This window comes from Streptomyces sp. NPDC059866, assembly GCF_042731325.1.
GTDB lineage: Bacteria > Actinomycetota > Actinomycetes > Streptomycetales > Streptomycetaceae > Streptomyces > Streptomyces flavusporus.
Genome location: NZ_JBHWJT010000028.1, coordinates 60,248 through 81,426 on the forward strand (window position 1 = coordinate 60,248; position 21,179 = coordinate 81,426).

The 21,179-nt window shown below is 67.2% G+C and carries 23 protein-coding genes and 1 pseudogene; 12 read left to right on the plus strand and 12 right to left on the minus strand.

Annotated elements, in window-relative coordinates:
• Positions 1-190 precede the first annotated feature (190 nt).
• Complete coding sequence (locus ACFV7R_RS34980; protein WP_385270828.1) at positions 191-700, plus strand: hypothetical protein; 510 nt, start codon at positions 191-193, stop codon at positions 698-700.
• Here the strand turns inward: ACFV7R_RS34980 and ACFV7R_RS34985 are convergent.
• The 4 genes from ACFV7R_RS34985 to ACFV7R_RS35000 form a co-directional block, all read right to left on the minus strand.
• Complete coding sequence (locus ACFV7R_RS34985) at positions 639-1,094, minus strand: transposase (RefSeq protein WP_385270831.1); 456 nt, start codon at positions 1,092-1,094, stop codon at positions 639-641. The two genes, ACFV7R_RS34980 and ACFV7R_RS34985, sit on opposite strands and share 62 nt — an antisense overlap.
• On the minus strand, positions 1,091-2,164 hold the full coding sequence (locus ACFV7R_RS34990; protein WP_385270937.1) for an IS110 family transposase: 1,074 nt from the start codon (positions 2,162-2,164) through the stop codon (positions 1,091-1,093). Before ACFV7R_RS34990 ends, ACFV7R_RS34985 begins: the two co-directional genes overlap by 4 nt.
• Positions 2,165-2,226: 62 nt before the next feature.
• The gene (locus tag ACFV7R_RS34995; protein ID WP_385270834.1) at positions 2,227-2,814 is read right to left on the minus strand and encodes a transposase; all 588 of its coding nucleotides are present in this window, start codon (positions 2,812-2,814) and stop codon (positions 2,227-2,229) included.
• Between the two features lie 402 nt (positions 2,815-3,216).
• Positions 3,217-4,224, minus strand: a complete 1,008-nt coding sequence (locus tag ACFV7R_RS35000) for a hypothetical protein (protein WP_385270837.1) — start codon at positions 4,222-4,224, stop codon at positions 3,217-3,219.
• 276 nt (positions 4,225-4,500) lie between these two features.
• On the opposite strand from ACFV7R_RS35000, the gene ACFV7R_RS35005 reads away from it, so the two are divergent.
• The 3 genes from ACFV7R_RS35005 (at position 4,501) to ACFV7R_RS35015 (ending at position 6,656) form a co-directional block, all read left to right on the plus strand.
• Positions 4,501-5,184 (plus strand): recombinase family protein, encoded by a 684-nt coding sequence (locus tag ACFV7R_RS35005; RefSeq protein ID WP_385270840.1) that lies wholly within the window; start codon positions 4,501-4,503, stop codon positions 5,182-5,184.
• Positions 5,185-5,666: 482 nt separating this feature from the next.
• Positions 5,667-5,882 carry a hypothetical protein gene (locus ACFV7R_RS35010; protein WP_385270843.1) on the plus strand — a complete coding sequence of 72 codons (216 nt, stop codon included), beginning with the start codon at positions 5,667-5,669 and terminating at the stop codon, positions 5,880-5,882.
• Between the two features lie 12 nt (positions 5,883-5,894).
• Positions 5,895-6,656, plus strand: a complete 762-nt coding sequence (locus tag ACFV7R_RS35015; protein ID WP_385270845.1) for a helix-turn-helix domain-containing protein — start codon at positions 5,895-5,897, stop codon at positions 6,654-6,656.
• 182 nt (positions 6,657-6,838) lie between these two features.
• On the opposite strand, the gene ACFV7R_RS35020 is transcribed toward ACFV7R_RS35015, so the two are convergent.
• The 5 genes from ACFV7R_RS35020 to ACFV7R_RS35040 form a co-directional block, all read right to left on the minus strand.
• Positions 6,839-8,287 carry a pentapeptide repeat-containing protein gene (locus tag ACFV7R_RS35020; protein ID WP_385270848.1) on the minus strand — a complete coding sequence of 483 codons (1,449 nt, stop codon included), beginning with the start codon at positions 8,285-8,287 and terminating at the stop codon, positions 6,839-6,841.
• 219 nt (positions 8,288-8,506) lie between these two features.
• Complete coding sequence (locus tag ACFV7R_RS35025; protein WP_385270851.1) at positions 8,507-9,226, minus strand: recombinase family protein; 720 nt, start codon at positions 9,224-9,226, stop codon at positions 8,507-8,509.
• A gap of 97 nt (positions 9,227-9,323) precedes the next feature.
• Positions 9,324-9,551 carry a hypothetical protein gene (locus ACFV7R_RS35030; RefSeq protein WP_385270854.1) on the minus strand — a complete coding sequence of 76 codons (228 nt, stop codon included), beginning with the start codon at positions 9,549-9,551 and terminating at the stop codon, positions 9,324-9,326.
• 231 nt (positions 9,552-9,782) lie between these two features.
• Positions 9,783-10,442, minus strand: coding sequence for a hypothetical protein (locus tag ACFV7R_RS35035; RefSeq protein WP_385270857.1), 660 nt, complete (start codon positions 10,440-10,442; stop codon positions 9,783-9,785).
• 531 nt (positions 10,443-10,973) lie between these two features.
• Positions 10,974-11,714 (minus strand): hypothetical protein, encoded by a 741-nt coding sequence (locus tag ACFV7R_RS35040; RefSeq protein ID WP_385270860.1) that lies wholly within the window; start codon positions 11,712-11,714, stop codon positions 10,974-10,976.
• 236 nt (positions 11,715-11,950) lie between these two features.
• On the opposite strand from ACFV7R_RS35040, the gene ACFV7R_RS35045 reads away from it, so the two are divergent.
• Together ACFV7R_RS35045 and ACFV7R_RS35050 are read left to right on the plus strand one after the other, a co-directional pair.
• Complete coding sequence (locus ACFV7R_RS35045) at positions 11,951-12,175, plus strand: hypothetical protein (protein WP_385270863.1); 225 nt, start codon at positions 11,951-11,953, stop codon at positions 12,173-12,175.
• Between the two features lie 40 nt (positions 12,176-12,215).
• Positions 12,216-12,779 carry a hypothetical protein gene (locus ACFV7R_RS35050; RefSeq protein ID WP_385270866.1) on the plus strand — a complete coding sequence of 188 codons (564 nt, stop codon included), beginning with the start codon at positions 12,216-12,218 and terminating at the stop codon, positions 12,777-12,779.
• 114 nt (positions 12,780-12,893) lie between these two features.
• On the opposite strand, the gene ACFV7R_RS35055 is transcribed toward ACFV7R_RS35050, so the two are convergent.
• Entirely contained in the window at positions 12,894-13,343 is a 450-nt protein-coding gene (locus ACFV7R_RS35055; RefSeq protein ID WP_385270868.1) for a hypothetical protein, read from the minus strand.
• Between the two features lie 216 nt (positions 13,344-13,559).
• Positions 13,560-13,874: a hypothetical protein gene (locus tag ACFV7R_RS35060; RefSeq protein WP_385270871.1), complete on the minus strand. Its 315-nt coding sequence runs from the start codon at positions 13,872-13,874 to the stop codon at positions 13,560-13,562.
• 479 nt (positions 13,875-14,353) lie between these two features.
• On the opposite strand from ACFV7R_RS35060, the gene ACFV7R_RS35065 reads away from it, so the two are divergent.
• The 4 genes and pseudogenes from ACFV7R_RS35065 to ACFV7R_RS35080 all read left to right on the plus strand — a co-directional run bounded on the left by ACFV7R_RS35065 (position 14,354) and on the right by ACFV7R_RS35080 (position 16,516).
• The gene (locus ACFV7R_RS35065; RefSeq protein WP_385270874.1) at positions 14,354-14,608 is read left to right on the plus strand and encodes a hypothetical protein; all 255 of its coding nucleotides are present in this window, start codon (positions 14,354-14,356) and stop codon (positions 14,606-14,608) included.
• Between the two features lie 201 nt (positions 14,609-14,809).
• Entirely contained in the window at positions 14,810-15,100 is a 291-nt protein-coding gene (locus ACFV7R_RS35070; RefSeq protein ID WP_385270877.1) for a hypothetical protein, read from the plus strand.
• A gap of 854 nt (positions 15,101-15,954) precedes the next feature.
• Positions 15,955-16,158: pseudogene (locus ACFV7R_RS35075) on the plus strand (SOS response-associated peptidase family protein); the annotation flags it as partial.
• Positions 16,103-16,516 carry a hypothetical protein gene (locus ACFV7R_RS35080; RefSeq protein WP_385270940.1) on the plus strand — a complete coding sequence of 138 codons (414 nt, stop codon included), beginning with the start codon at positions 16,103-16,105 and terminating at the stop codon, positions 16,514-16,516. The pseudogene ACFV7R_RS35075 and the gene ACFV7R_RS35080, both read left to right, overlap by 56 nt.
• On the opposite strand, the gene ACFV7R_RS35085 is transcribed toward ACFV7R_RS35080, so the two are convergent.
• Positions 16,489-17,736 (minus strand): hypothetical protein, encoded by a 1,248-nt coding sequence (locus tag ACFV7R_RS35085; RefSeq protein ID WP_385270880.1) that lies wholly within the window; start codon positions 17,734-17,736, stop codon positions 16,489-16,491. The genes ACFV7R_RS35080 and ACFV7R_RS35085 overlap by 28 nt on opposite strands.
• An 846-nt stretch (positions 17,737-18,582) precedes the next feature.
• Here ACFV7R_RS35085 and ACFV7R_RS35090 point away from each other — a divergent pair.
• Positions 18,583-19,953 (plus strand): hypothetical protein, encoded by a 1,371-nt coding sequence (locus tag ACFV7R_RS35090; protein ID WP_385270882.1) that lies wholly within the window; start codon positions 18,583-18,585, stop codon positions 19,951-19,953.
• 323 nt (positions 19,954-20,276) lie between these two features.
• A complete protein-coding gene (locus ACFV7R_RS35095; RefSeq protein WP_385270885.1) occupies positions 20,277-20,933 on the plus strand; it encodes an HNH endonuclease family protein in 657 nt (218 codons plus the stop codon).
• Positions 20,934-21,179: the final 246 nt, after the last annotated feature.

Here is a 21,179-nt window from a genome sequence, read left to right on the forward strand (position 1 = left end):
GGTCCGCGCTGCAGGACGCCGGGGCCAGCGGGGGTCTGGGGGCCAGTGAAGGCCAATGCAGTTGCCTGAGAGGTCGTTCTCTTTCCGAACCTCGTGTGCGGTTCCTGCTGGTCAGGCGTGAGATCGCGGTTGTCGCGGGAGTCTCGGTCCGTTGCTGGCCGAGATGTCGTGGGGGTGGCGGGTGCCATCGATGCGGGCGGTTTTGGAAGCGCGGCAGAAGGCCGCTGCGGTGCGGGTGGAGGAACTCGAAGCCGAGCTGGAGCGGGTGCGGGCGGCTCTGGCGGAGGCGGAAGAGGTGCTCAGGCGCCGGGTGATCGGCCTGGAGCAGTACCTGGAGGCGCTGGCCGAGGCGGATGCGCCCGCCGTGGTGGCCGACGGGGTGTCGCAGAGGAAGCCGGTGGGGCCGCGCCGGGCGGTGCCGCACCGTCAGGACGCGGCCGGGACCGAGGTGTTGTCGGTGGACTACCAGGCGTTGATGGCCGCCGCCCTGGAGGCGGGATCCGATGGGCTGGGTGCCCGGCGGGCAGCGGTGGTGCTGGGCTGGGACAGCGCGTCCGCCTCCCGGGTCGAGGGAGCGCGGGCCCGGCTGAAACGGCTGGTGGAACGGGGCTGGCTGGTGGAGGCGAAGCCGGGCAGGTTCACGCTGCCCGCGCCGGAGCAGGACGCTGCTGGTGCCGGGCGGCCAGGCGGCGGCTCATGAGCATGGTCATCGACCACAGGATGACGGCCTCGCTGGTGTCGGTGCGCCGCTCGTAGTCACGCACCAGCCGCCGGCTGCGCAGGAGCCAGGCGAAGGATCTTTCCACCACCCAGCGGCGGGGCAGGACCTGAAAACCTTGGACGTCGTCGCTGCGGCGGACGATGTCCAGGACCAGTCCGAGGTGCAGGGCAGCCCAGTCGGTGAGGTGGCCGGTGCAACCGCCGTCGGCCCAGACCCGCACCAGCCGCCTCAAGTGCTTCTTTGCTGCGGGCAGCAGGATGCGGGCGGCGTCCCGGTCGGTCGTGGAGGCCGGCGTGACCAGCACGGCCAGAAGGAGCCCGAGGGTGTCGGTGAGCAGGTGGCGCTTGCGCCCGAGGCTGCTATATCGCGTCAAGCCACTTGAGGGAGCTCCTTGGGTTTCGTTCCGGTGGGGTCGGAGCGTTCAAGGATCTTGTAGAGCTGCCGGCAAATGGCTCGCTTGAGGCAGCGTTGTGCGTCGCGTGAGGTCTTGCCTTCGGCGACTCGGCGGGCAACGTACGTCTTCGTCGCAGGGTCCAACCGCATCCGGATGAGCGTGATGGTGTGCAGGGCTCGGTTGAGTTGTCGGTCGCCGCTGCGGTTGATCCGGTGTCGGTTGGTCAGCCCGGAGGATGCGGGGATGGGTGAGACTCCGGCGAATGAGGCGAAGGCCGCCTCGGAGCGGAACCGGCCCGGATGCGACCAGCTGACCAGGATCTGAGCTGCGGTGATCGGTCCGACGCCGAGCAGATCGAGGAGCTCGGGGGCCAACTGCCGTACCAGCGCGAGGATCTCGTTCTCGAGGTCCTTGGCCTCGACCTGCAGGGCCTGGATGCGCTGGGCGGTGGACCGCAGAGCCCGGGCGGTCATCCGGTGCTCGACGCCGTGCGTCGGGCGATCTCGAAGTTGAGCGCAATGGGTGACCTGGGCGGGGCGCTTGAGCTTTCGTAGCTCGGATCGCAGGTCGTCCGGCGCGGACACGATCAAGCCTTTGAGCTGGTTGACCGCAGCGGTGGAGGCGAGGACCGCGCCGTGGCGGGTGACGAGCAGGACGCGCAGGGCCTCGCGTTCGCCTCTGACCCGGGGCTGGATGAGGTGCTCGGTGGACAGGGCCTCCTTGGCTGCCCGGATGGCGTCGAGCATGTCGGTCTTGCGTCCACCGCGGACGGCCGGCCGCTTGGGCCGCAGCACCTCGACGACCTGTTCGCCGGCCTGGTCGAGGAAGGCGGCCAGCCCGGCGCCGAAGCTGCCGACGCCCTCCAGCGCCCAGCAGCGGCGGCCGGGGACATGCTGTCGGGCGAAGTCCAGGAGGTGACGGTAGCCGCGGGCGTTCGCCGGGCAATCCGTGGTGGCCAGGACGGCCCCGATCGGGGACACGGATGCGGCAGCGAGGGTGTCGCGGTGGGTGTCGACGCCGATGACGCCGTCGACCTGTTCTGCGAGCATGGTCACGCGGTTGTTCTCCTTCGGGCTCAGGACGGCCGTGGTCGGCGTCGGCCTGGGTGGAGTCACCGCGTGGCAGAACTGTGATGAGTCACGTCGAGATGGCGGACAAGCTGCTGATCAAGCCAACGGGGTGGGCCAGGCCGACGCCGACGTCCGGCAGACAACTCGGGCGAACGGCAGGCTGCAACGAGCCGCCAATTACCTTGTGGGTCATGCCGGAACGTCGGCGCCGAGCCTGGCAGCAGCCCAACCCGGGCCGCAGCTCGACTATCACAGTTGACCTTCTTGCCGGCGTCGAACCCCCGCGAGACATGGGTGACGGTGGCGTCCGCCTTCACCGACTGCGAGTCCACCACGCCTGCGCTCGGCTCCGGGCCGCGGCCCTCAGCTCCGCGGACGGCCTCGCGCAGCCGGTCGTGCAGCTCGGCCACCAGCCCCGTATCCCGCCAGCGGGCGAAGAAGGCATACACCCGCGGCCAGGGCGGGAAGTCCGCAGGCATGGCGCGCCACTTGATGCCGTTGTCGACGAGGTAGCGCACCGCGTCGATCATCTGCCGGTGGCAGTAGCCCTCCGGCCTGCCGCCCCGGCCCGCCAGCCATCCCGGAACCGGCAGCAGATCCCGCACCCGTGCCCACTCCGCATCGCTCATGTCCGAGTCGTACCGGGGCCGGCGCTCCGGCCGGTCGGCCGCGTTCCCGAACCGATGGGCGAGGCAGTCACACCCCGGAGTGGACGAACTGGACCCGGCGACCACGACCACGCGACACTTCGACAACAGGGCCTCTTGCTTCTCGCTGGACTCGACAACCGCGAGCTACCAAGAGGCCCTTCTTCCATGCACCTGCACCGGCCGACTCACCCGAACCAGGCCCCTATTCGAATCCCACCGACCACACGGACGGTTAGAGAACAGCCAGTTACATCAAGGGGCCTGCCGACGCACCGCTGATGGCGGGGGAGAAGGCGTACCTCGTGGACTCATGAGCGTCCGAACAGCACATGGCAGGCCCAGCGGGAAGCCGCAGGCCTTCCAGTGGTACGCCTTCCATCGTTAGCTGCGAATCGAATAGGAGAGGTCTCCCTGCTCCAGTTCACGCAGGAGGCTCACGGCCAGCATGAGTGCCGTCAGTGCGTTCGCTCTGCTGTATTGGGTGGATCCGGCAGCGTGAGCGGTGGCATGACGGTTGAAGACGGTAGGAACCGGGTGGCTGTCGTGGAAGTCCTCGCAGGCTTTCACGAACGGCGCGAATACACAGGCCTGGCGGAACTGCAGCAAGGTGGAGTCGTCTAGGTCTATCTTGGGGAGCTTCTTGGCTACGTCCTTGTACTTGAAGAATCCGGCTGTCTTCAAAGCCGGTTCGGCGCGCCATACGCCCCGGTAGACCGTGTCCCAGACCGAGGCTGCGAGTGCTTGAGCGCCCCCCAGCGTGCTGGCCTCAACCATGGTCAAGCAGTCCTCGAGCATGGCTGCCTGCTGTCGGAGGCCTGGCTGGCTGACGGCACTGAGAGCTTCTCGGCACGAGGCCACGATCTCCTCGGTGTTCTCCTCCAGCGCTTGAGCGCGAGCTTGTGCATCGGGCGCAGCCAGCAGTTGGCGGATGATGGGAGCGGAGGGCACCCAAGCGAGCGGCGTGCCACCTTCCAGGATGGGCGGCATCGCGTCGTAGTCGAGGGATTCTCCCAGCCAGTTGCTCGGAACAACCCGTTCGAGGACACGCTGGGCCTTGGCGACGGTATCGGCCAGGCCCCGGAACTGCGCCCAGTCGATCCGCGGAGCAATGAAGGAGAGATCCGGCATGCTGTCGCGAATCATCTGCTGAAAGCGCTGGGATTCGGCAATGACGTGTTGCAAGGGTGCAACGGCTTGATTGATGAACCGTTGCGTCCGGGCCACGTCTTCCGCCATGGCGCGGAACCCGGCAGAGACTTGCAAGATTGTCCGGTACGACGGCGGCAAGACATTGCCAGCATCAGGCTTTCTTCCATCGGCACCCTTGGAACTCGGCGCCGCAGGGGGCTCGGCTTCGTCAGGCTCATGGGAGCCGCTCTCATGGTCCACCCGACGATGGTGAACCATGCCAGTCGAGCCTGACCACTTCCTGGCATCTGTGATGGCAGCGGTCGTATGGTGAAGCCGACGCTGCCGGAAGTCGGCGACGGCGGGGCGTGTCGGCGTCTGGGCGCCGTTGTCCAAGAACCGATCTCTTGTTGGACACTTGGGCGCGCAACGAGGGAACTGGCCCTACGCCGGGGATTCGGCGTCCAGAAAGAGCGTCCAACAAGTCCGCGCGCGTCCAGTAACGCCTCGCTGCCCTTTTCTGTACGGTGCTCGCCCATGACGACACTCCCCCAGTGGGCCGCAGACGGCGACGATCTCTTGACGGCGTTCCCGGCGACGTCCTCCGGCGTCCTCATCGGTTACGCCCGGGTCTCCACCAAGGGCCAGTTGCTCGATCGGCAGATCAGTGCACTGGAGGCGGCGGGGTGCGCCCGGATCTTTCAGGAGAAGAAGTCCGGGCGGAACGCGGAGCGCGAGGAACTGTGGAAGTGCCTCGACTACGTACGCCCCGGCGACACGCTGGTGGTGCCCTCCCTCGACAGGTTGGGCCGCTCGATCCAAGACCTGATCTCGATCGTCTCCGGCCTGCGCAAGCGCGGGGTCGGCTTCCAGTCGCTGCACGAGGCCCTGGACACCACGACCCCGGGCGGCCGCCTGGTGTTCCACGTGTTCGCTGCGCTCGCAGAGTTCATCCGGGAGTTGATCGTGCAGGGCACCCACGAGGGCCTGGCAGAGGCTCGCGCCCGGGGCGAGCGCATCGGCCGGCCGCCAGCCATGAACGCGGAACAGATCCGGCACGCTCGCGCCCTGCTCGCACAGCCAGAGAACACGGTCACGTCGATTGCGAAGCTGCTGGGCGTCTCCCGTACGACCCTCTACAAGTACGTGCCGGAACTGGCTGCTGGTCGGGACTCCCTGGTGACCGGTGACGCGCCCGCCGCTCTGCCTGCTCCGCGTTGAAGGTGAGGTCCAAGAACACGGGAGCCCCGGCATCCTGATGCCGGGGCTCCCGTGTGTGCCGTTCCAGTTGCAGCTGGTTCGGCGGTCAGGTTCGTGTCTGTGAGCAGTGGTTGTGCAGCCCGTGCTTCGAGACGTTTTCCGCGTGTGGAATGAACCTGTTGGAGCTTCGCAAGGCGAGGCGTACGCCTGCAACAAGAATCGGGTTGCGGCTGAATCAATTCTCCTTACCACGGGGCACTGACAAATGACGGAGCTTGCTCCGCCGCAGGTCAGGGCCATTCGGAACGCCTCTTTCCGGAAGGCGTCACTTCTGTCACTCGGCGTACGGGGATGCCTGTGCATCAACGAGTGTGCGCTTTTCGGATCTAGTGCCACCATGCTCCCCAGCCGGGTGATTGCAGTCGCCCAGCGGTGTTGTGCAGCCCGTCCGTGACGCCAGGGGCGCTCCCTCTGGCGTCCCAACTCCCCAAGGAGATCGAGATATGAGGAACCGTCAGCGCCACGCGTGTGTTCAAGAGCCGACCACGCCGACACGGCTCAATTGGCCGGAGGCCGTCGTCATCATCATCGTGATCGCTGCGTGTGCAGTGCTCGTGTATGCGGGAATGCCGGTCATCGCAGCAATGGAAATCCTGGCCGGCGGCGGCTTGGTCGGGGCCCACGTGGCCCGCCGCGCTCCTCTTGCCCCCGGTATGTGAGGGGCTGCGCTTATGGGACGGCCGGAGAAGCCCATAACTACGCCGAACCGGAGCCTGGGGCGGCTCGCTATCTGGTTGCGGAGTCATCGACGGCAAGCTGGTCTGTCGTACCAGCAGCTTGCCGAGCGGACGGTTTACAGCTCGGTGACCCTCTCTCGCGCAACGACTGGGGAGAAGATCCCCAGACTGCCCGTGGTGGAGGCTTTCGCGCGGGCGTGTGGGGGCAACGTCGCCCACGCGCGGGAGCTGTGGCGGGAAGCCCGGTGGGAGGAGCACCGTACGAGCGAGGTGGTCCGCACCCGTCCGCCGAAGCTGAGCGCGGTCAAGGATCCCGAAGACATGATCGCGGCACTGCAATACCTGTACTACAGAAGTGGCGCCATGCCGATCGAGGAAATCGAGCGGCGAGCTGGCGGCGGGGGCCTACTTCCCCACACCACCCTGCATCGCATGGTTCTCGGACAGACCATGCTGCAGCTCGAACAGCTCGTAGCCTTCCTCAACGTCTGCGACGTGCACGAGCAGGAGCGTGGTGCATGGCTCAAGGCGTGGACACGAGCGTGGAGGCGCCGGGAGTCGGAGAAGGAGATGCGGGTTCCCGCCCGCCCCGCTCCCAACGACTTGCCCCTCTACGATCCTCGTCACATTGAGGAAGCCCTCAACCCTCCCCTCATCGAGCAACTCCTTGAGCCGGTTCGTTCCCTCAGGAAGGAGGTGTCTGGGCTGTGGCAGAGGAAGGACCGCAGCGAAATCGAATTTGAGGCGGCTAGCTGAGCAAGTTGGGACCATCTCACTCCGCGTGTGCCCTGCCAGACCTCGCCGGCGCCACGCTCGCGTCGGCGAGCCGTCACTGTTGCCGGCGCAATAGTGACGCGGAGACGTATGCCGCGCTCAGGGTCCGGTCGGCCTCCGAAGTAGGAGAGGTTATCTGGAGTACCGAAGCGGGGGCGGTCGGGTTAGTGCCCCGCCGGCCGCGGCAACGGACCCCAGGCGATGCGGGTTCCGCCGAACTCCGCGCCCTCGAAGGTGACAGCGGCGCCCGGCTCCAGCCTTGTGTCGCCGTCGAAGGTGACGACGCCATCTTGGAAGTGCGCGTCATCGAAGGTGACAATGGCGCCGCTGCCGAACTCCGCGTTGTCGAAGGTAACGGTGCTGCCGCTGAACTCCGCATCGCGGAAGCCGACGGTGCCGCCACCGAACTTCGCGCGGTGGAAGTCGACGGTGCCGCCGCTGAACTCCGCAGTGTGGAAGGCCACGGTGCCACCGCCGAAGTCCGCGTGCTTGAAGATGATGTGGGTGCCGCGGAACTTCGCGCCGAGGAAGTTGACGCGGGCGCCGCGGAACTCCGCGCCGAGGAAGCCGACGGTTCCGCCGTCGAACTGCGCACGGTTGAAGAACACGGTGCCGCCGAACTCTGCCTTATGGAAGGTGACGGTGCCCTCATGGAATCTCGTGCCGGTGAAGTTGAAGGCGACGGTCCTGCCCTTGAACTTCGCGCCGTCGAAGCTGGCGCTGTGTTGGAAGTGGCTGTCCGAGAGGTCGCCGCCGTCGAAGGTGGCGCCGGTGAAGTCGAAGGAGTACGGGCACCAGGACGCCGAGGCGTCCGGGTCCCGCAGGTGGTCACGGATGACACGGATGATGGTGTGACGAACCTCGCGTTCGCCCTCCTTGTAGCCGGCCGCCGTGGTTTCGGTTTCGTAGGGCATTCGCAGGTAGGCGCACAGTACGTCGATGCAGACCTGGCGTTGTTCCTGCCAGTCGTCGGCGAGCCGGGCCAAGGCGTAGGCGCCAGCGAGGCGGACAGCGGCCCGGTCGTGGCCGAGCTGTTCAGCGGCGGTGGCGTAGCGCTCGGCGAGCTGGCTTGCGTCCGCGCGGTGCGCGTCGCCCTCGGCGACGAGTTGCTTGCGGTAGGCATAGACGCCAGCGAGTACCGCGCCGGTCAGCGTCAGGACGGTGACGGTGGCCTTGAGGACGTCGTTGATGTTGACCGGCTTGGTCAGCTTCTGCGCGGCAGCCTCGCGCTCGAAGTAGTCCAGCGCCATCTGGTAGATCACCCGGCCCAGAAGGAGGGCGAGGGCGACGGCCAGGAGCGCTACGAGCCATACCGGCAAGAGGTCCGGGGCGTAGCGTCCTTGAGGGGCCCATCGGGCTACTCGTCGCCTGCGGTAGGCGTAGACGACAGCAAGGAAGACGCTGAACAACACCAACGCGGTGCCGACACCCGTGAGGACACTGCTGACGTACCGATACACGGCCCAACCGAGCACGAGGGCGGGGATGAGGGCCACGGGCGCGACACACGAGATCGGCCAGAGCACAAAGCGACGACGACGCTGCGGAACGAGCACGAGAGGAGCATGCCGCAACCTCCCCTCGCCGAGTGCGACCCGTACCAGAATCTCCATGATCCGATCGTGCGCCTGATCGCGCGGGCCTCTCGCCCAGGTGCGCGACGGTCGGCTCCAACTGGGCGGTCTTCTCCGGCAGCCTGGTCGACTTCAGCGAGGCGGCCGGCGAAGCACCATCAGGTCTGGTGCCCTCGACGGATCCCCTCCGGCCGGGGTGCTCCTGCCTCCAATCTGGTCCAGCTGACCTCGTTATCGGCGTTCGACCGACACGCGGTCTCAGGTTGTACGCGGCCGGAGGGTGTAGGGCGCCTCGTGCTGGAGCATCCGGCGCACGGCCTCTGGGTGCCATCGATCGCTGCGACGGGGCGGGATCTGCTCCGCTTCAAGATGGCGGCAGATCTCACGGAGTGAGGCGCCCGCCGCCCGTAGTTCCCGAGCCCTGGAGAGACCGAGCTGCTCGACGGGCTCCTCGACAAGTTCTCCGGCAACGGCCTGCCATCCGTAGGGCGGGGCGCCGTAGGCGTACCCGCCCTGGATCGCCTTCTCCTTACGCCCCGCCCGGAGCCGGGCCACGATCATTGAGTGCTCCAGCTCAGAGAAGACGCCCATCATCTGCCGCATGGCCGTGCGCATGGGGTCTTCGGGATCGTCCTGGAGGATCTCGCCTTGGTCAGCCGTGAAGACGCGTCCGTTGTTCTTCCACACCTGGGCCAGAATGGCTTCCTGCGTAACAAGACGACGGGCAAGCCGATCGAGCCGACCGACTACGATCCCAGCTGCCTGGCCCTCTTCTACCTCGTTGAGCGCGTCAGCCAGTGCGGGACGCTCGGGAGCGGGCAGGGTCCCTGAGTACCCCTCGTCCCGGTAGATCGCGCGTCCGAGGGTGTGGCCCTGCTGCCGACACCAGGTGCGGATCGTCTTCTCCTGGACCGCTAGACCGAAGCCGTCCTCCACCTGCCGGTCGGTGCTGACGCGGATGTACCCGACAAGCTTCATGAGCGCATGGTGCCGCGTGGGACTGACATCCCCAGCGGCATAACTGTGACACCGGACTGACCCTATCGGTCCTTCAGCGGTCAGCACTGAGGGCGCGTCAGCCGAGCGAGGTGGACGGGTCGTCGACCGGGCGGCCGCCGGCTCCGAGAACACGACGCGGGCCCCGGGGCGCCGCCGTATGCGCTCCGAGCACCCCACGGCCCCGCAGCTCGTCAAGGTCGGGGAGGCGGACGCCAGGCAGTGCGTCGAGGAGATCGGCCTGGGCGGCGCGGATGCTGTGCGCGGGAGCCTGAGGGCCGGTGCCAAGGGTGCGGCGGACGGTCACGCTGGTCATCGTACGGGCGGTGCACCGCTGTTGATCCCTACTAGGTGATCCCGGCCAGTTCATGGACTCCGGATATGTGTGGGTTATCCGGAGTCCATTCGTTGGCCGCTCCGTCGGCGGTCGGTCGGGGCGAGACGCCACCGGCTCACGGCAGACGGGTGCGGGTGCTCCTCAAAGACGGCACTGCCGGTGTGCCCGGGACAGGGGCCCGGGCCTCCTCGTCGGCGTCCGTCAGCCCTTCTTCCAGAGGGTCACATCGAGATCCACATGCTCTGGGGTATCCATCGAGTTACTGCCCCGCAGGCTCTTCACTTGGATAAGTGCTACCCCGGCGTCAGTGACCGTGCAGATCAGCGTGCCCGGTTTTACCTGCCCCTCGTTCTTGTCCGGCTGAAGGTTGATGTGGCTCAGCCCGGCGCTTTGCGCCGAGCTGGCGCAGTCTTCTGGCCCTGTCGGCTTCGAGGAGACGATCCCCCAGGGGTTGTCACTGCCGAAGGCGCCCCAAAAGCAGCCTCCGTAGTAGAAGTCGAGCGGCAACTGCTGACCGCTGTCCGTTGCCTGAGTCTCCATATTGCTGACGTCATCGGCGGAGTAGAACTTGGACGTCCGCCCTTCGAAGTCGGCGTACCAGGTTCCTTCACCGCAGAACTCCCACAGTGTGAGGCCGAAGGTCTTGTGCTCGTAAACCAGGGAGTAGGTCGGGGGCGCTGCAGACTCAGCCGATGCGGCAGACGATGGCGAAGGGGAACTTTCAGGCGGTTCCTTGGTCTTGCCCTGGCCGCCCTCGGCGTGGTCGCGGCCGGCGCAGTCGGCGCCAGTGCTGCAGTTGTTCTGGGTACCGATCTCTGTTCCACCGCACGCCGACAAAGCCAGAACAGCGCTCACTGCCATCGCGCCGCCTCGAATGCCCCCCATCGGCAGCGCTCTTGGGACGTCTCTCATCGTGCGTTCTCGTTGATGTCGCGACCGGCGCATTGGGCCGAGTTGCTGCAGTCGTTCCGGGTGCCGCCGCCGTCGGAGTCTGCCAGGAGCATCGCCCCGGCAGTGATCAACGCGGCGATGACCGTGGCCGCTACGCTCCCAATGGCAATCCACTGATTCCTGGTCACTCTTCGCCCCCGTTGTCGGCTCTCGTTGGGTGGCAGGCATTATCGGCAACGCATGGGCCGGGCGCACCTCTCGCAGGTCGACGGGCTCAGTCCGTGGCGTCGGCGGGTTCGGGGCCGTCGCTCTGCTGCAGGTCGGTGACCTTCCACCCGCCGTCCTGGTGCCAGCGCAGGCTCACGGTCATGGTGAGCCAGCTCGTGGACCGGCCGCGGGGAACATCGGTACAGCCGTTGGCGCTGAGAAGGCCCGGGAGTCCTAGCTCAGACACCAGCCGCAAAGTAGGTCGCGGGTAGCGCGGCGTCCCCGTTTCCCTGCCTAGTTGTCCTCTGAGGCAAGGCGGCGAAGCTGCTCCTGGCTCCACTGCCGCTCGGCACGGATGGCGGTGCCGTTCGCCAGCTTGTACGTGCCAGCCAGCGACTTGGCGCCTCCCGCGATTTTCTCGAGCGCGTCCTCGATCCGCTTGTTCGGGCGTTCACCCACCAGGGACTCGGCCAGAACCTCCAGGTCGATCCTGTACGTGAGCGGCTCCACCGCGCCGGCCGGACCGTTCGCGTGCACGGTGACGTCGAACTCCATCGGCAGGCCAACCTGCCAGCGCTGGAAGGTGTCCACGGCATACACCAGCCGCCGACCCGGCGGAAGCACCGCGATGGGCCGGGACAGGGCACGCCGCAGACGCTGCGTGAGGCGGGAGTCGCTGGACTCCAAGGAGGGCGTGAACTCGACACGGACGTCCCGGGCCATCGTGGGACCGGTGTTCTGGATGGTCAGCACCAGCATTCCGGAGCCGGGCTCGTTGGGTGCGATGTCGACCACTACGTACGGTTCGTTCTGCTCCCGGTGGACGCGCTCGGCCAGCGCCAGTTGCTCACGGTGCACTCGCTCAGCCTGCTGGAGCTGCTCCCTGGCAACACGTACCTGCTCGTCTGCGGCACGGGCCTGTGCCCTGGCGTGGTCTGCCGAGGCAGATGCGGTCTTCGCCTGCCAGATGGCGATGCCGGCGGCAGCCACCGATATGACGACCGCGGCGAGGGCGATCCAGTCTCCTGCGTCCATGGAGGGAAGCTAGCGGGAGGGTCTGACATCGCCGCTCTCGAGGGTGTCCCAGAACCCGGTGCGGTCAGTTGGCCCTCAGATACATGGCCCCGACTCCTACTTTGCGGCTGGTGTCTGAGCTAGGACACCGGGGCCGTGGAGGCCCGGGACAAGGTCCGCGAGGCAGAGGACCGGACCACCGCCAGCTCCGCCGTGGCGCAAAGATGGAGACTGAGCACCGAGGCGAGGAGCGGCGCATGGGGACCAGGCATCTCGCCCGGCTGCAGTTCCGGGCGGACGGCCCGGCCGTCGAGGGCGCGTGGACCGTGCCCAGCACCGCCCAGGACCGGTACACGGAGTGGGTCGGGCTCTACGGCACTGACCCGAACGTGGTGATCCGGCTCATCGAGGAGACCGATGGCGCCGAGCGCGTGCGCAAGACCTGGACGGCCCAAGGCGAGGTCGACGGCCCGGTCACCTGAGCGTCCGGGGCGGCCCGCGCGGTGCGGGAGCATGTGCGCCATGCCCAGCATCCTGTGGACCCTCTTGGTGGCCGCTGCCACCGCCGTCGTGACCGCCCTCGCGACTGGCCTGTTCGTCACCCCGCGCATGGAGGCCCGCAAGAAGCGGCTGGGCGACGTCCATGCCACCCGTGACACCTTCAGCGCGAACATGACCCGGATCATCTCGGCGTGCGGTCTGCTGCAGAAGGTCCAGCTCCCGGCGGACGACGAGCCGGGCTGGACGCCCGTCATGCGCGAGCGGCTGGCAGGCGAGCGGGAGCGCTGGTGGCAGCAGCTCGATGACGCCACCCGGTGGCTGATCGACAATGTCGCGGCGTACGCGGGCAGCTGGCCCACCTCCCACCTCATCCAGTTCGCTGTTGACTACGCCGGCAACGCCCGCATGGTCGTGCTGTCCGAACGGGAGGAGGCCACCAAGCTGGAGCTGCTGCTCGCGCTGACCGTGCCGGTCCAGCGCCAGTTCTTCGGCTGGCCCTGGTCGCGAGCACGTCACGTCCTCGCCGACCACCGGGCCTTTGCCGAGACTGTCGCCCGCATCAGCGGCGAGCCCGCCGCCTCGTAAGCGGAATGGGACCGGGCCCGGGAGATGCGCACCGCGGTCGACGCCTTCCGCCGAACATAAGGGTGTGTGAGGTCCTTGTGCCGGATCCGGGCACCGGCGCGGCGTGTGGGCTGCTCAGGGCCGGTTGCGATCGTCCGAGGCGAAGAAGAAGCCGAACGCGGCGCTGGCGAGGGCGATGAGGGGGGTGAACATGGCGCTCACTTCGCGGTAGGCGTCGGTGGTGAACTCCAGCTGCTTGCCGAAGATCAGGGCGACCGTGGGGGCGAGGGCCAGAACCCCGACCAGGATGAGCAGTCCCATCGCCAGCCGTGTCCGGGTTCTGTGCATGCCTTCTTGCGGGTTGAAGGGCCTTTCACCCACGACTTCGTCCCTGCGTGGCTGGTCGTTCTCTTCGAACTCGCCCAGTTGAGTGCCGGCTTCGGGGTCTGCCGGTTCTGGTGGGGAGGGTTCGGTGGTGCCCTGTCCCTGGATGTTCTGGCTGATGACGGCTCTGAGTATGTCGTCATCCGTGCCTGAGGCGGCTGGTGTTTCGTCCTCGACGAGGTCCTGGTCTTCGGTGCCCATGGGCGGTCAGGCTTCCTTGTCGGGACCGGGCTGCTGGGGAATTGCTGTGTCCGACTGGATGGGGGGACACGGTTTCCAGGGACCGAGGCGGTAGAAGTCGTCGCCTTCTTGCGAGGGTTCGTCTTCGTCCCATAAGGATGCTTCGGGAGACTGCCGCGGCCGTACGGGGAAGTTGCGTTCAGCCCTACTGGAACGTTCGTGCCGATGTGCGCTCACTCATGTGTGATTACACCCGCGTGCGCCGTGGGCGCAGGCAATCAGCCGAAGTGGAGGGCCCAGCCTCCAGATCTCCGTGTCGGGGCCGGGATCGATGTCCTCGGCCATCCGAACCTCTGTACTGCAGGAGGGTTCGTCCTCGGCCGGGCCGAGGAACTCGACAATCTGCGGCCGGCGCTGACGGACCTTCTGCAGTTGCCCCGGGCTGCCCAGGTCCCAGAAGGGAGCGATGTAAAGGATCTTCGCATTGCTGCAGATCACTATGCCGCGCACGGTGCGCAGTGATCCCCGGCTCCTCGAACCCTGGTCGGCCATGCGCGGTGTCCCCTCGAAGGTTCGGCCCTGGGGCGTGGGCTGCTGATGCGAACGAGAGCCACCAGCCTTCCTTGGAGGGGAAGACTACCACACAGCATGTGATCTCTGTACACATACCATGTGCATAGGATGTACATCCAGAACGCATCCCATGCTGAATTACTTGACACCAGGTGTGTGTTGCCTCAGGATGGGGTACAAGCTTTTCGACGTCCGGCGCAAAGGAGTTCCGATGGGTCATCCAGATACCCAGGGGGAGACCGCTGCGCCGGCCTGCACAGACCGCCTGTGTCGCCGGAAGAGGTCCAGGGGGACAGGGACCTCGCCGTAGCGAGGCTCAACAGGGCGCTTCGCCCGTGTCCGCGCACAGGCACACATACGTGTCCACGAAAACTTCGGGTTCGTCACCTCCGGGGTAGACGGCCCGATCGTTGTCGTGTCCGAGCTTCGCGCGACACCACTGGGAATGGGGATTTGCCATGCCTTCGAACACCACCGACACCACATCCAACGCGCTCCGGCAGCAGGAAGTGACCCGCCTCAGCGTGAACATCAACTCCGAGACGGCGGAAAAGCTCAGGTGGTACAAGGAGCACAAGCAGACCTCCATCACGGAAACCGTGCGGCGGGCTGTGGCCCTGCTCTACCTCGTGGAGCAGGAGAGCGACGGCGGCAACGAGATCCTCATCCGCTCCAAGGACGGCAAGTCGGTCCGCCAGCTCTGGATGATCTAGCCGCACCCCTGTACCCGTGGCGGAACCTGACCAGCAAGACACCCTTTGGCCGTCTACTCAAGTAGACGGCCAAAGGGTGTCTCTTCACCGCTTCCTGCACCGCTCCCCAAAGCGGGACAGCCTGCACGATGTCCTCAACACGCGCCACGGCAGAGACCGCCGGCCGCACCTCCCAGTCTGACAACGGTCGAACCGGGAGGCGTGGCCACGGAGTTCATCAACAACATCGGTCTCGCCCTGGAGTCCGAGATCGCTGCTGCCGGCCCGTACGCCCCGGCCCTCCAGGCGTACATCCACCGTGCCGTCCCCCGGCTCTCCAGCGGGATGCAGACCGCGCCGGAGGCTGCCGAGGCGGTGCTGGAGGCGCTCACCGCGGACCGTCCGGCCTTCCGCATCCAGACCTCCGAGTGGGCCCGTGACTTCACCGGCACCAAGCTCACCGACCTCGACGGCTCGGCCGTCCTCGCCGTCACCCACAGCTGGATCGCCTGACCCGACGGTGGGATGACCCACGCCGGCTACCGTCCGGCGGCGGCCGCGACACGGAACGGCGGCCCGCGGCGGCGCCGCACGGCCGCCGCCGGGGCTCATCCGCCGGCCAAGGCGGGCGTGGGCGCGCCACGACCGCACTGCGCGGGGCTGCGGACGGCGCCCCCGCGGGGGACCCGACGGGGCACCGGGTACGGCTCCGGCCTGGGCACCGAACGTTTCACCACCGCCGTCGCTCAACTCGGCGACGACTCCGCCGCGGTCCGCCCCGGTTCGCCCGCCGTCCGGGTGCACACCGGCACGCCCTCCCTCGCATCGGACCGCTGTCGTGATCAGGGGTGGGGGCCTGCCGCACGTTCTGTCCCCACTGCGCTGATGCCTCTGGCAGACAGTACGAGCACAAGGGGTTCCCGCCGCGGCCGTAGCGATGAGTCTTCCGCTGGCACTTGGCGCACAGGCCGACTTCGTCGCTGCGGCAGGTCAGAACCGAGGGATCGGCCTCCGTAGGCGGAGGGACGGGAGTCGTCATCGCGATGTCCTGTTCTGGGCGAAAAGCAGCGCTCGCCTCGAACGAAGAATAGAACGCGCCTGGGCGAGGCGCCCGCTCGCGCTGCTGGCGCTCACCCGTCCGGGCCCACCGAGCGGGCCGGGCAAGACGTTCGGTCATAGCGTCGTAGTGCCTTGCGATGTGACAGGACTTGCAGGGCCCGGGCGGCCCTCGTACCTGCGCCCTGGGCAGGGGCCGCCCCACCGCCTCGGCCCTTGCGTGGCCGGCGTGACGGCCGCGCGCCGCGGATGCGGCTCGACACGGCAGCCGGCACGGTGGGAGCCAGTAGGGCTGGGGGGAGAGTGACTGCATGTGCGGCCGCTACGTCTCCACCCGCAGCCCCCAGGACCTGGTCCAGCTCTTCCGGGTCACCGACTGGCGTGCCGAGGAGACGCTCGCACCGAACTGGAATGTGGCCCCGACCGACGACGTGTGGGCCGACCTGGAACGCACTGCGCGTGACGAGGGCGAGGCCGCGCCTGTGGGGCGGGAACTGCGGCCGCTGCGCTGGGGAGGTGCTGCGGGTGTGCACCCTGTTCCGCCTCGGTGCCGACGTACGGGTCGGAATCGGACCGTCGATCACCGTTGCGGCCACAGCCTCCGGCCAGATCGGCGGCCCCGGCGGCGTCCTCGCCATCGACCCGGACCAGGTCACCGAGTGGCTGAGCCCGCTGCCGGTCGACGCCCTGCACGGCCTCGGCCCGCGCCAAGCGCAGGTGCTGCGCGACTACGGCATCCACTGCATCGGCCTACTCGCCGCCGTACCGCCCGCCACGGTGCAGCTGCTTCCAGGCGTTAGCGGGAGTAGGCAGAAGGGAGGTAAGGCGGTTGCTGGTGAGGGGGGCTATTTCTTGGCCGCCTGCAGGAGTTGAGCGATGGTGCGCTCAGTAACTGTCTTGAGGGTCTTCATTCCGTATGGTGCTTGTTCGGCATCACTGAGGCTCTGTTTGAGGTCCTCATGTGGGGAGACGCTCACCGCCATGTACGGGGCGGTATCGTCCTCGGCGAACCCGCTACCTTCTCTCCACCGCGGCAGCACCCACCAGGCAGATGCGTAATCCTCGGCGTGCGTGAGATTCAGCATTTCACTGCTGCGGTAAATCCTGGAAGCAGTTCGATAGAACGCGTCTCCCGGTTCTGCCACCCACTCGGGGGCGTCCCAAGTGTGCTTCCCGTCTTTCGATTCCGTATCCCATGATGCTTGGTGTGAGTCTCCGTAGTCGTTTCCTAGCTTTCCTCTATCGGCCCTGACATAGGAGGTGATCGCGTAGATTTCAATGCGGCCGATCCCAGACCGTAGAGGGACATCGACGACGAAATCTTTTGAGAAGTCGTCCCCGGGGTCCATCCTTGCACCCGCGTTTACGAACTCTTCGGTCCCCAGCATGTGGGAAGGTGAGTAAGCGACATGTCTGAGCGTGGCACCGTACTGCCACAGATCGTTTTTCCAGTCACGCATGCTGTTGCCTTCGGTATTCAACTTGGTCGGGTAGCCTGTGACGCTCCACATAGTGCCGATGACGTCAATTGTGACTGAACCGGTGTTACGGAACTCGACATGTGCAGGCACGTGAAGCACCGCGCCATCCGCACTCATCGTGGGATTTCCGAAGGAGACGCCGAAGGGTACCTTCACGGGAGTGGCATACGGGACGTACATCTGCGAATAGGTAAGGCCGACGACCCCGACGATTCCGGACAGCGCAGCTCCCAGCGCAACGCTCCTGGGATGCTGGATCTTTTGCCAGACACCCTTTAGGGCCCATAGTGCCCAGACCGACCAGAGAGCCAGCCCGATCCACAGCCAGAGGAACCCGGCGTAGTATCCGCCCTCGATCTGAATCACCAGGAAGGTCAGATTGGTGCCCGCTACGGACCCGACGCCCAGAAGGACTGCCGCGCCTGAGTATGGCGTGATCCTCTTCCCCCAGTAGTCCCACAATGCGAAAGCAGCCAGCATCTCCATCAGTGCCGCGACCATGAACAGGGCACCCATGACACGCCCGCCGTACGCCAGCGCATTAAAGGCGTCCTTGACGCCGACATAGGACAGCACGGCGACGGATGTCAGAAGCCCCAGAGCCATGACCATGGCCGTACCACGCCTTTTCCACGGGCGGTCGGGCCAGCAACAGCTGTCCGCCAGCCAATGAACATACCCTGGGTTCTTAAGATCGATATCCGAGGGCAGGCCGGCTCGTCGCAGAAGTCTTCGCAATTCTCGCAATGACCAGGCCTGTCCGATAGGTTCGCCTGCGACGCGTACGGCTCTCAAGCCTCGGTCGTCTGGTGCCTGCACGACCACGAGGGGGTGACTTCTCATGATCAAATAATGACCGTGGCGTTGTGGTTACGGCAGCAATGACACACCGCGATCGGGCGTACTGGTCGAGAGGATATGAGGAAACGAAAAGGACTTGACGGTCGGTCGAGACTGCGGGCTGTAGCGTGAGCCTCGTATCGTCGGCACTCTCGGGAATTTGCGGAGCGAATTCCGTTGGGCCGAATCGCGGAGCGATTCGAGTCACCGTCACGGAGTGGCATGCTCGGGGTCCGGCTGACTGGGTGCTTTTCAACCTCCGAGGCGGTGATCACGGGCCTCTTGTCGGGCCTCGCATCACAGGGCTGTACTGGTAGCTGGCGGCATCCACGGCAAGACGGGGATGCCCGTGATCGCCGACCATTCCGGCATAGCCGCCCATCTACGACCTACCGCCGTCCGGCATCGCCGTTACTGCGCCGTCACGGAACGACGACGCCTGCCCCACGGGCAACACGGCCGCTCTGACCTGCGGCGTCGAGGTTGAAAGAACACCTACTGAGAGGCTGACGGGCCCTCACTTACCTTTGTAGGCACTAGGTTTGGGTGTGCTGTACGTTGGGCATCTCGTGTGCTGTATATAGCTACAGCACTCTGGTTGGGAGAGGTACAGCACCCATGCATCGCATCGAGCCCGTCGCCAATGGCCTGCGCACCGACCACCCCGTCCCCGGCCTGCCGTTCGTCGACGACAGCCACATCCCCGTCGACGACCCCGCCGCGGTCGAGGCCATAGGCCGCCACGAAGGCGGCAGCACCTGGGGCCGCTGGGACAGGGACCGCACCACCGAGGGGGCCTGGCTGGCCTTCACCACCGACCCGATCCGCAACGACCTGTCCTGGGTCGTCCGTCACCACCCCGGCCACGGCCGCACCGTCCTCCTGGTCCCCGACAAGGACGCCTCGTCCTGGCACAGCAGCCTGTGGGGACCCCAACTCCTCTTCCGTCAGGGGGGCTACTGGTGGGACGGAACCACCTGGTACCGGCCCGACCAGGTCTGGGACGCCGCCGGCGAACGCTACGACCGGCGCCCGGTCAAAGCAGCCGTCACGATCACCGCCGACGACCTCCTCGACGACAACGCCCACCCTGCCGGCGGACGCCTGATCAAGATCGCCAACTTTGACCGGGACGCACCGCCCCCCGACCCGTGGAACGACCACCTCGCCCTGTGGGCCTCCCACCGCCCCCGCAACGCACGCCCCCTGTCCCAGTGCGTGGTCCGCCTCTCCGCACCCGAACTCGCCACCGACCAGCTCATCGGCGTACCCGAGCTGGCCGAGATCGGCGGTATCGCCGCCTCCACTCTGCGCGCCTACATCTCCCGCGGCCAACGCGACGTCCCCCCACCCCAGGCCACCGTCAACGGCCGCAACCTGTGGGCCCGCACCGTAGCCCAGGACTGGGCAGAACAACGCCACCGCTCACCCGACAGCGCCGCCGCCACACTCGCCTCCGGCGATGACGACAACCTGCCCGTCGGCGCCTCCGAACTCCGCCAACGCCTGGCCCGCCTGTTCTTCGGTGTGCTCTGGGAACGCCCCGACCGGCGCAAGCGCTGGACCCTGCGCCACCGCAACGAGGCGGCCGTCCACGAGGTGGCTGACGAACTCGCCTGGAGCGTCGCCGCCGACACCGAGGCGATCATCGACCCGCACGATCTGGCAGCCACCGTCCGGCATGCCTTCCTCGACGAACTCGTCACCGGCAAGGACCTCGACGAAGCGACCGGTGACACCGGGCCGACGACCTTCTACGGCATCACCACCCCCGTGGCGAAGATGCTGGACTGGCTCATCGGGCACCACCCCCGGGCCGCTCACTACACCATCGGCGAGATCATCGGAGACGCCGAACGCCGCCTGGGCATCCCGCGCGACGTCACGGCCGAAACGATCCGCACAGCACTCGGACTGGACAGCCAGCTCCCCCGCCAGACACGGCTGGACTTCCTCGACCGGGCCCTGCCGCCCACCCCGCACCACTGATCTCGGTTGCAGCGATCACGCCCGCCAGGCGGCGGGGGAGGCCGGCCTGACGTCGCCGACCGCGCCCTCAACGCCTGGCTGGCGGGCAGGCGTTCGCCGTCGATCCGCGCGGTGAGGGCCTGGTCGCGGTTCTTGCCCTTGGCGAGTTTGCGGCCCCAACTCCGGCCGACCCGTGCCCAGTCGACCGGTTTTGGGGCGGTCGCTGTGGAGGTGCGGGCGGGCGGACCGCTGTTTCGTTTCTCCAGTACGACCATTCCACTCACACGGGGGGCGCTCAGGACTTGTGCGGAATGTGATCATCCGCCAGTGGCTATCAACGCCACATGGTCAAAGCTCTGTTGCGCGGCCTGGCCGCCGCCCTCGCCGTCCTGTCCCTCACCTTCACGTCCCCCGCCCACGCCGCACAGACCCTGCCCCTGGCCGAAGCCGTCGCCAGCCTTCCCCTGGGCAGCGAGTCCCGCGATGGCTACAGCCGCGACAGCTTCCGCCACTGGAACGCCGGCGACGCCCCGGCCGACGGCTGCAACACCCGTGCCGAGGTCCTGATCCATGAGGCGATCGAGCCGCCCGTGGTCGGCGCTGGCTGCCGTCTGACCGGCGGCAGCTGGTGGTCGTACTACGACGCGACCGTGGTGACGTCGGCCTCGGGGCTCGACATCGACCACATGGTGCCCCTTGCCGAAGCCTGGGACAGCGGCGCTTCGGCCTGGACCGCCCAGCGGCGCGAGGCGTACGCCAACGACCAGGGCGCCGAGCAGTCGCTGGTCGCGGTCACCGCCCGCTCCAACCGCAGCAAGGCCGACCGGGACCCGGCCGAATGGCTGCCCCCTGCGGCCGACGTGCACTGCCGGTACGCCGCCGAGTGGGTCGGCACCAAGCTCCGCTGGGGCCTGGCCGCCGATGAAGCCGAGCTGGCGGCGCTGCACGATGTGGCGCTGGGCTGCCCGCTCCAGACCGTGACGTACGAGCCCGCCCCATAGCCTGGCCGCGCCGCCCGCAGTTGCCGTACCAGTGCGATCGGTGCCGGCCCGAAGGTCACGGCTGCTCGCCCGAATTCCCGGCGGAGAAGGTACTGCGCGGCCTGCTGGAATCGGGAAGAAGGCTCTCCACCCTGGACTGGATGGCGACTACGTCGCGCCCCAGCTGAGCTGCAGCAAGACCGCCTCATGGTCAGCACGGCGGCCAGTGGCGGGGGTGCGCCTGTCGGACGGGATCGATAGCGCGGG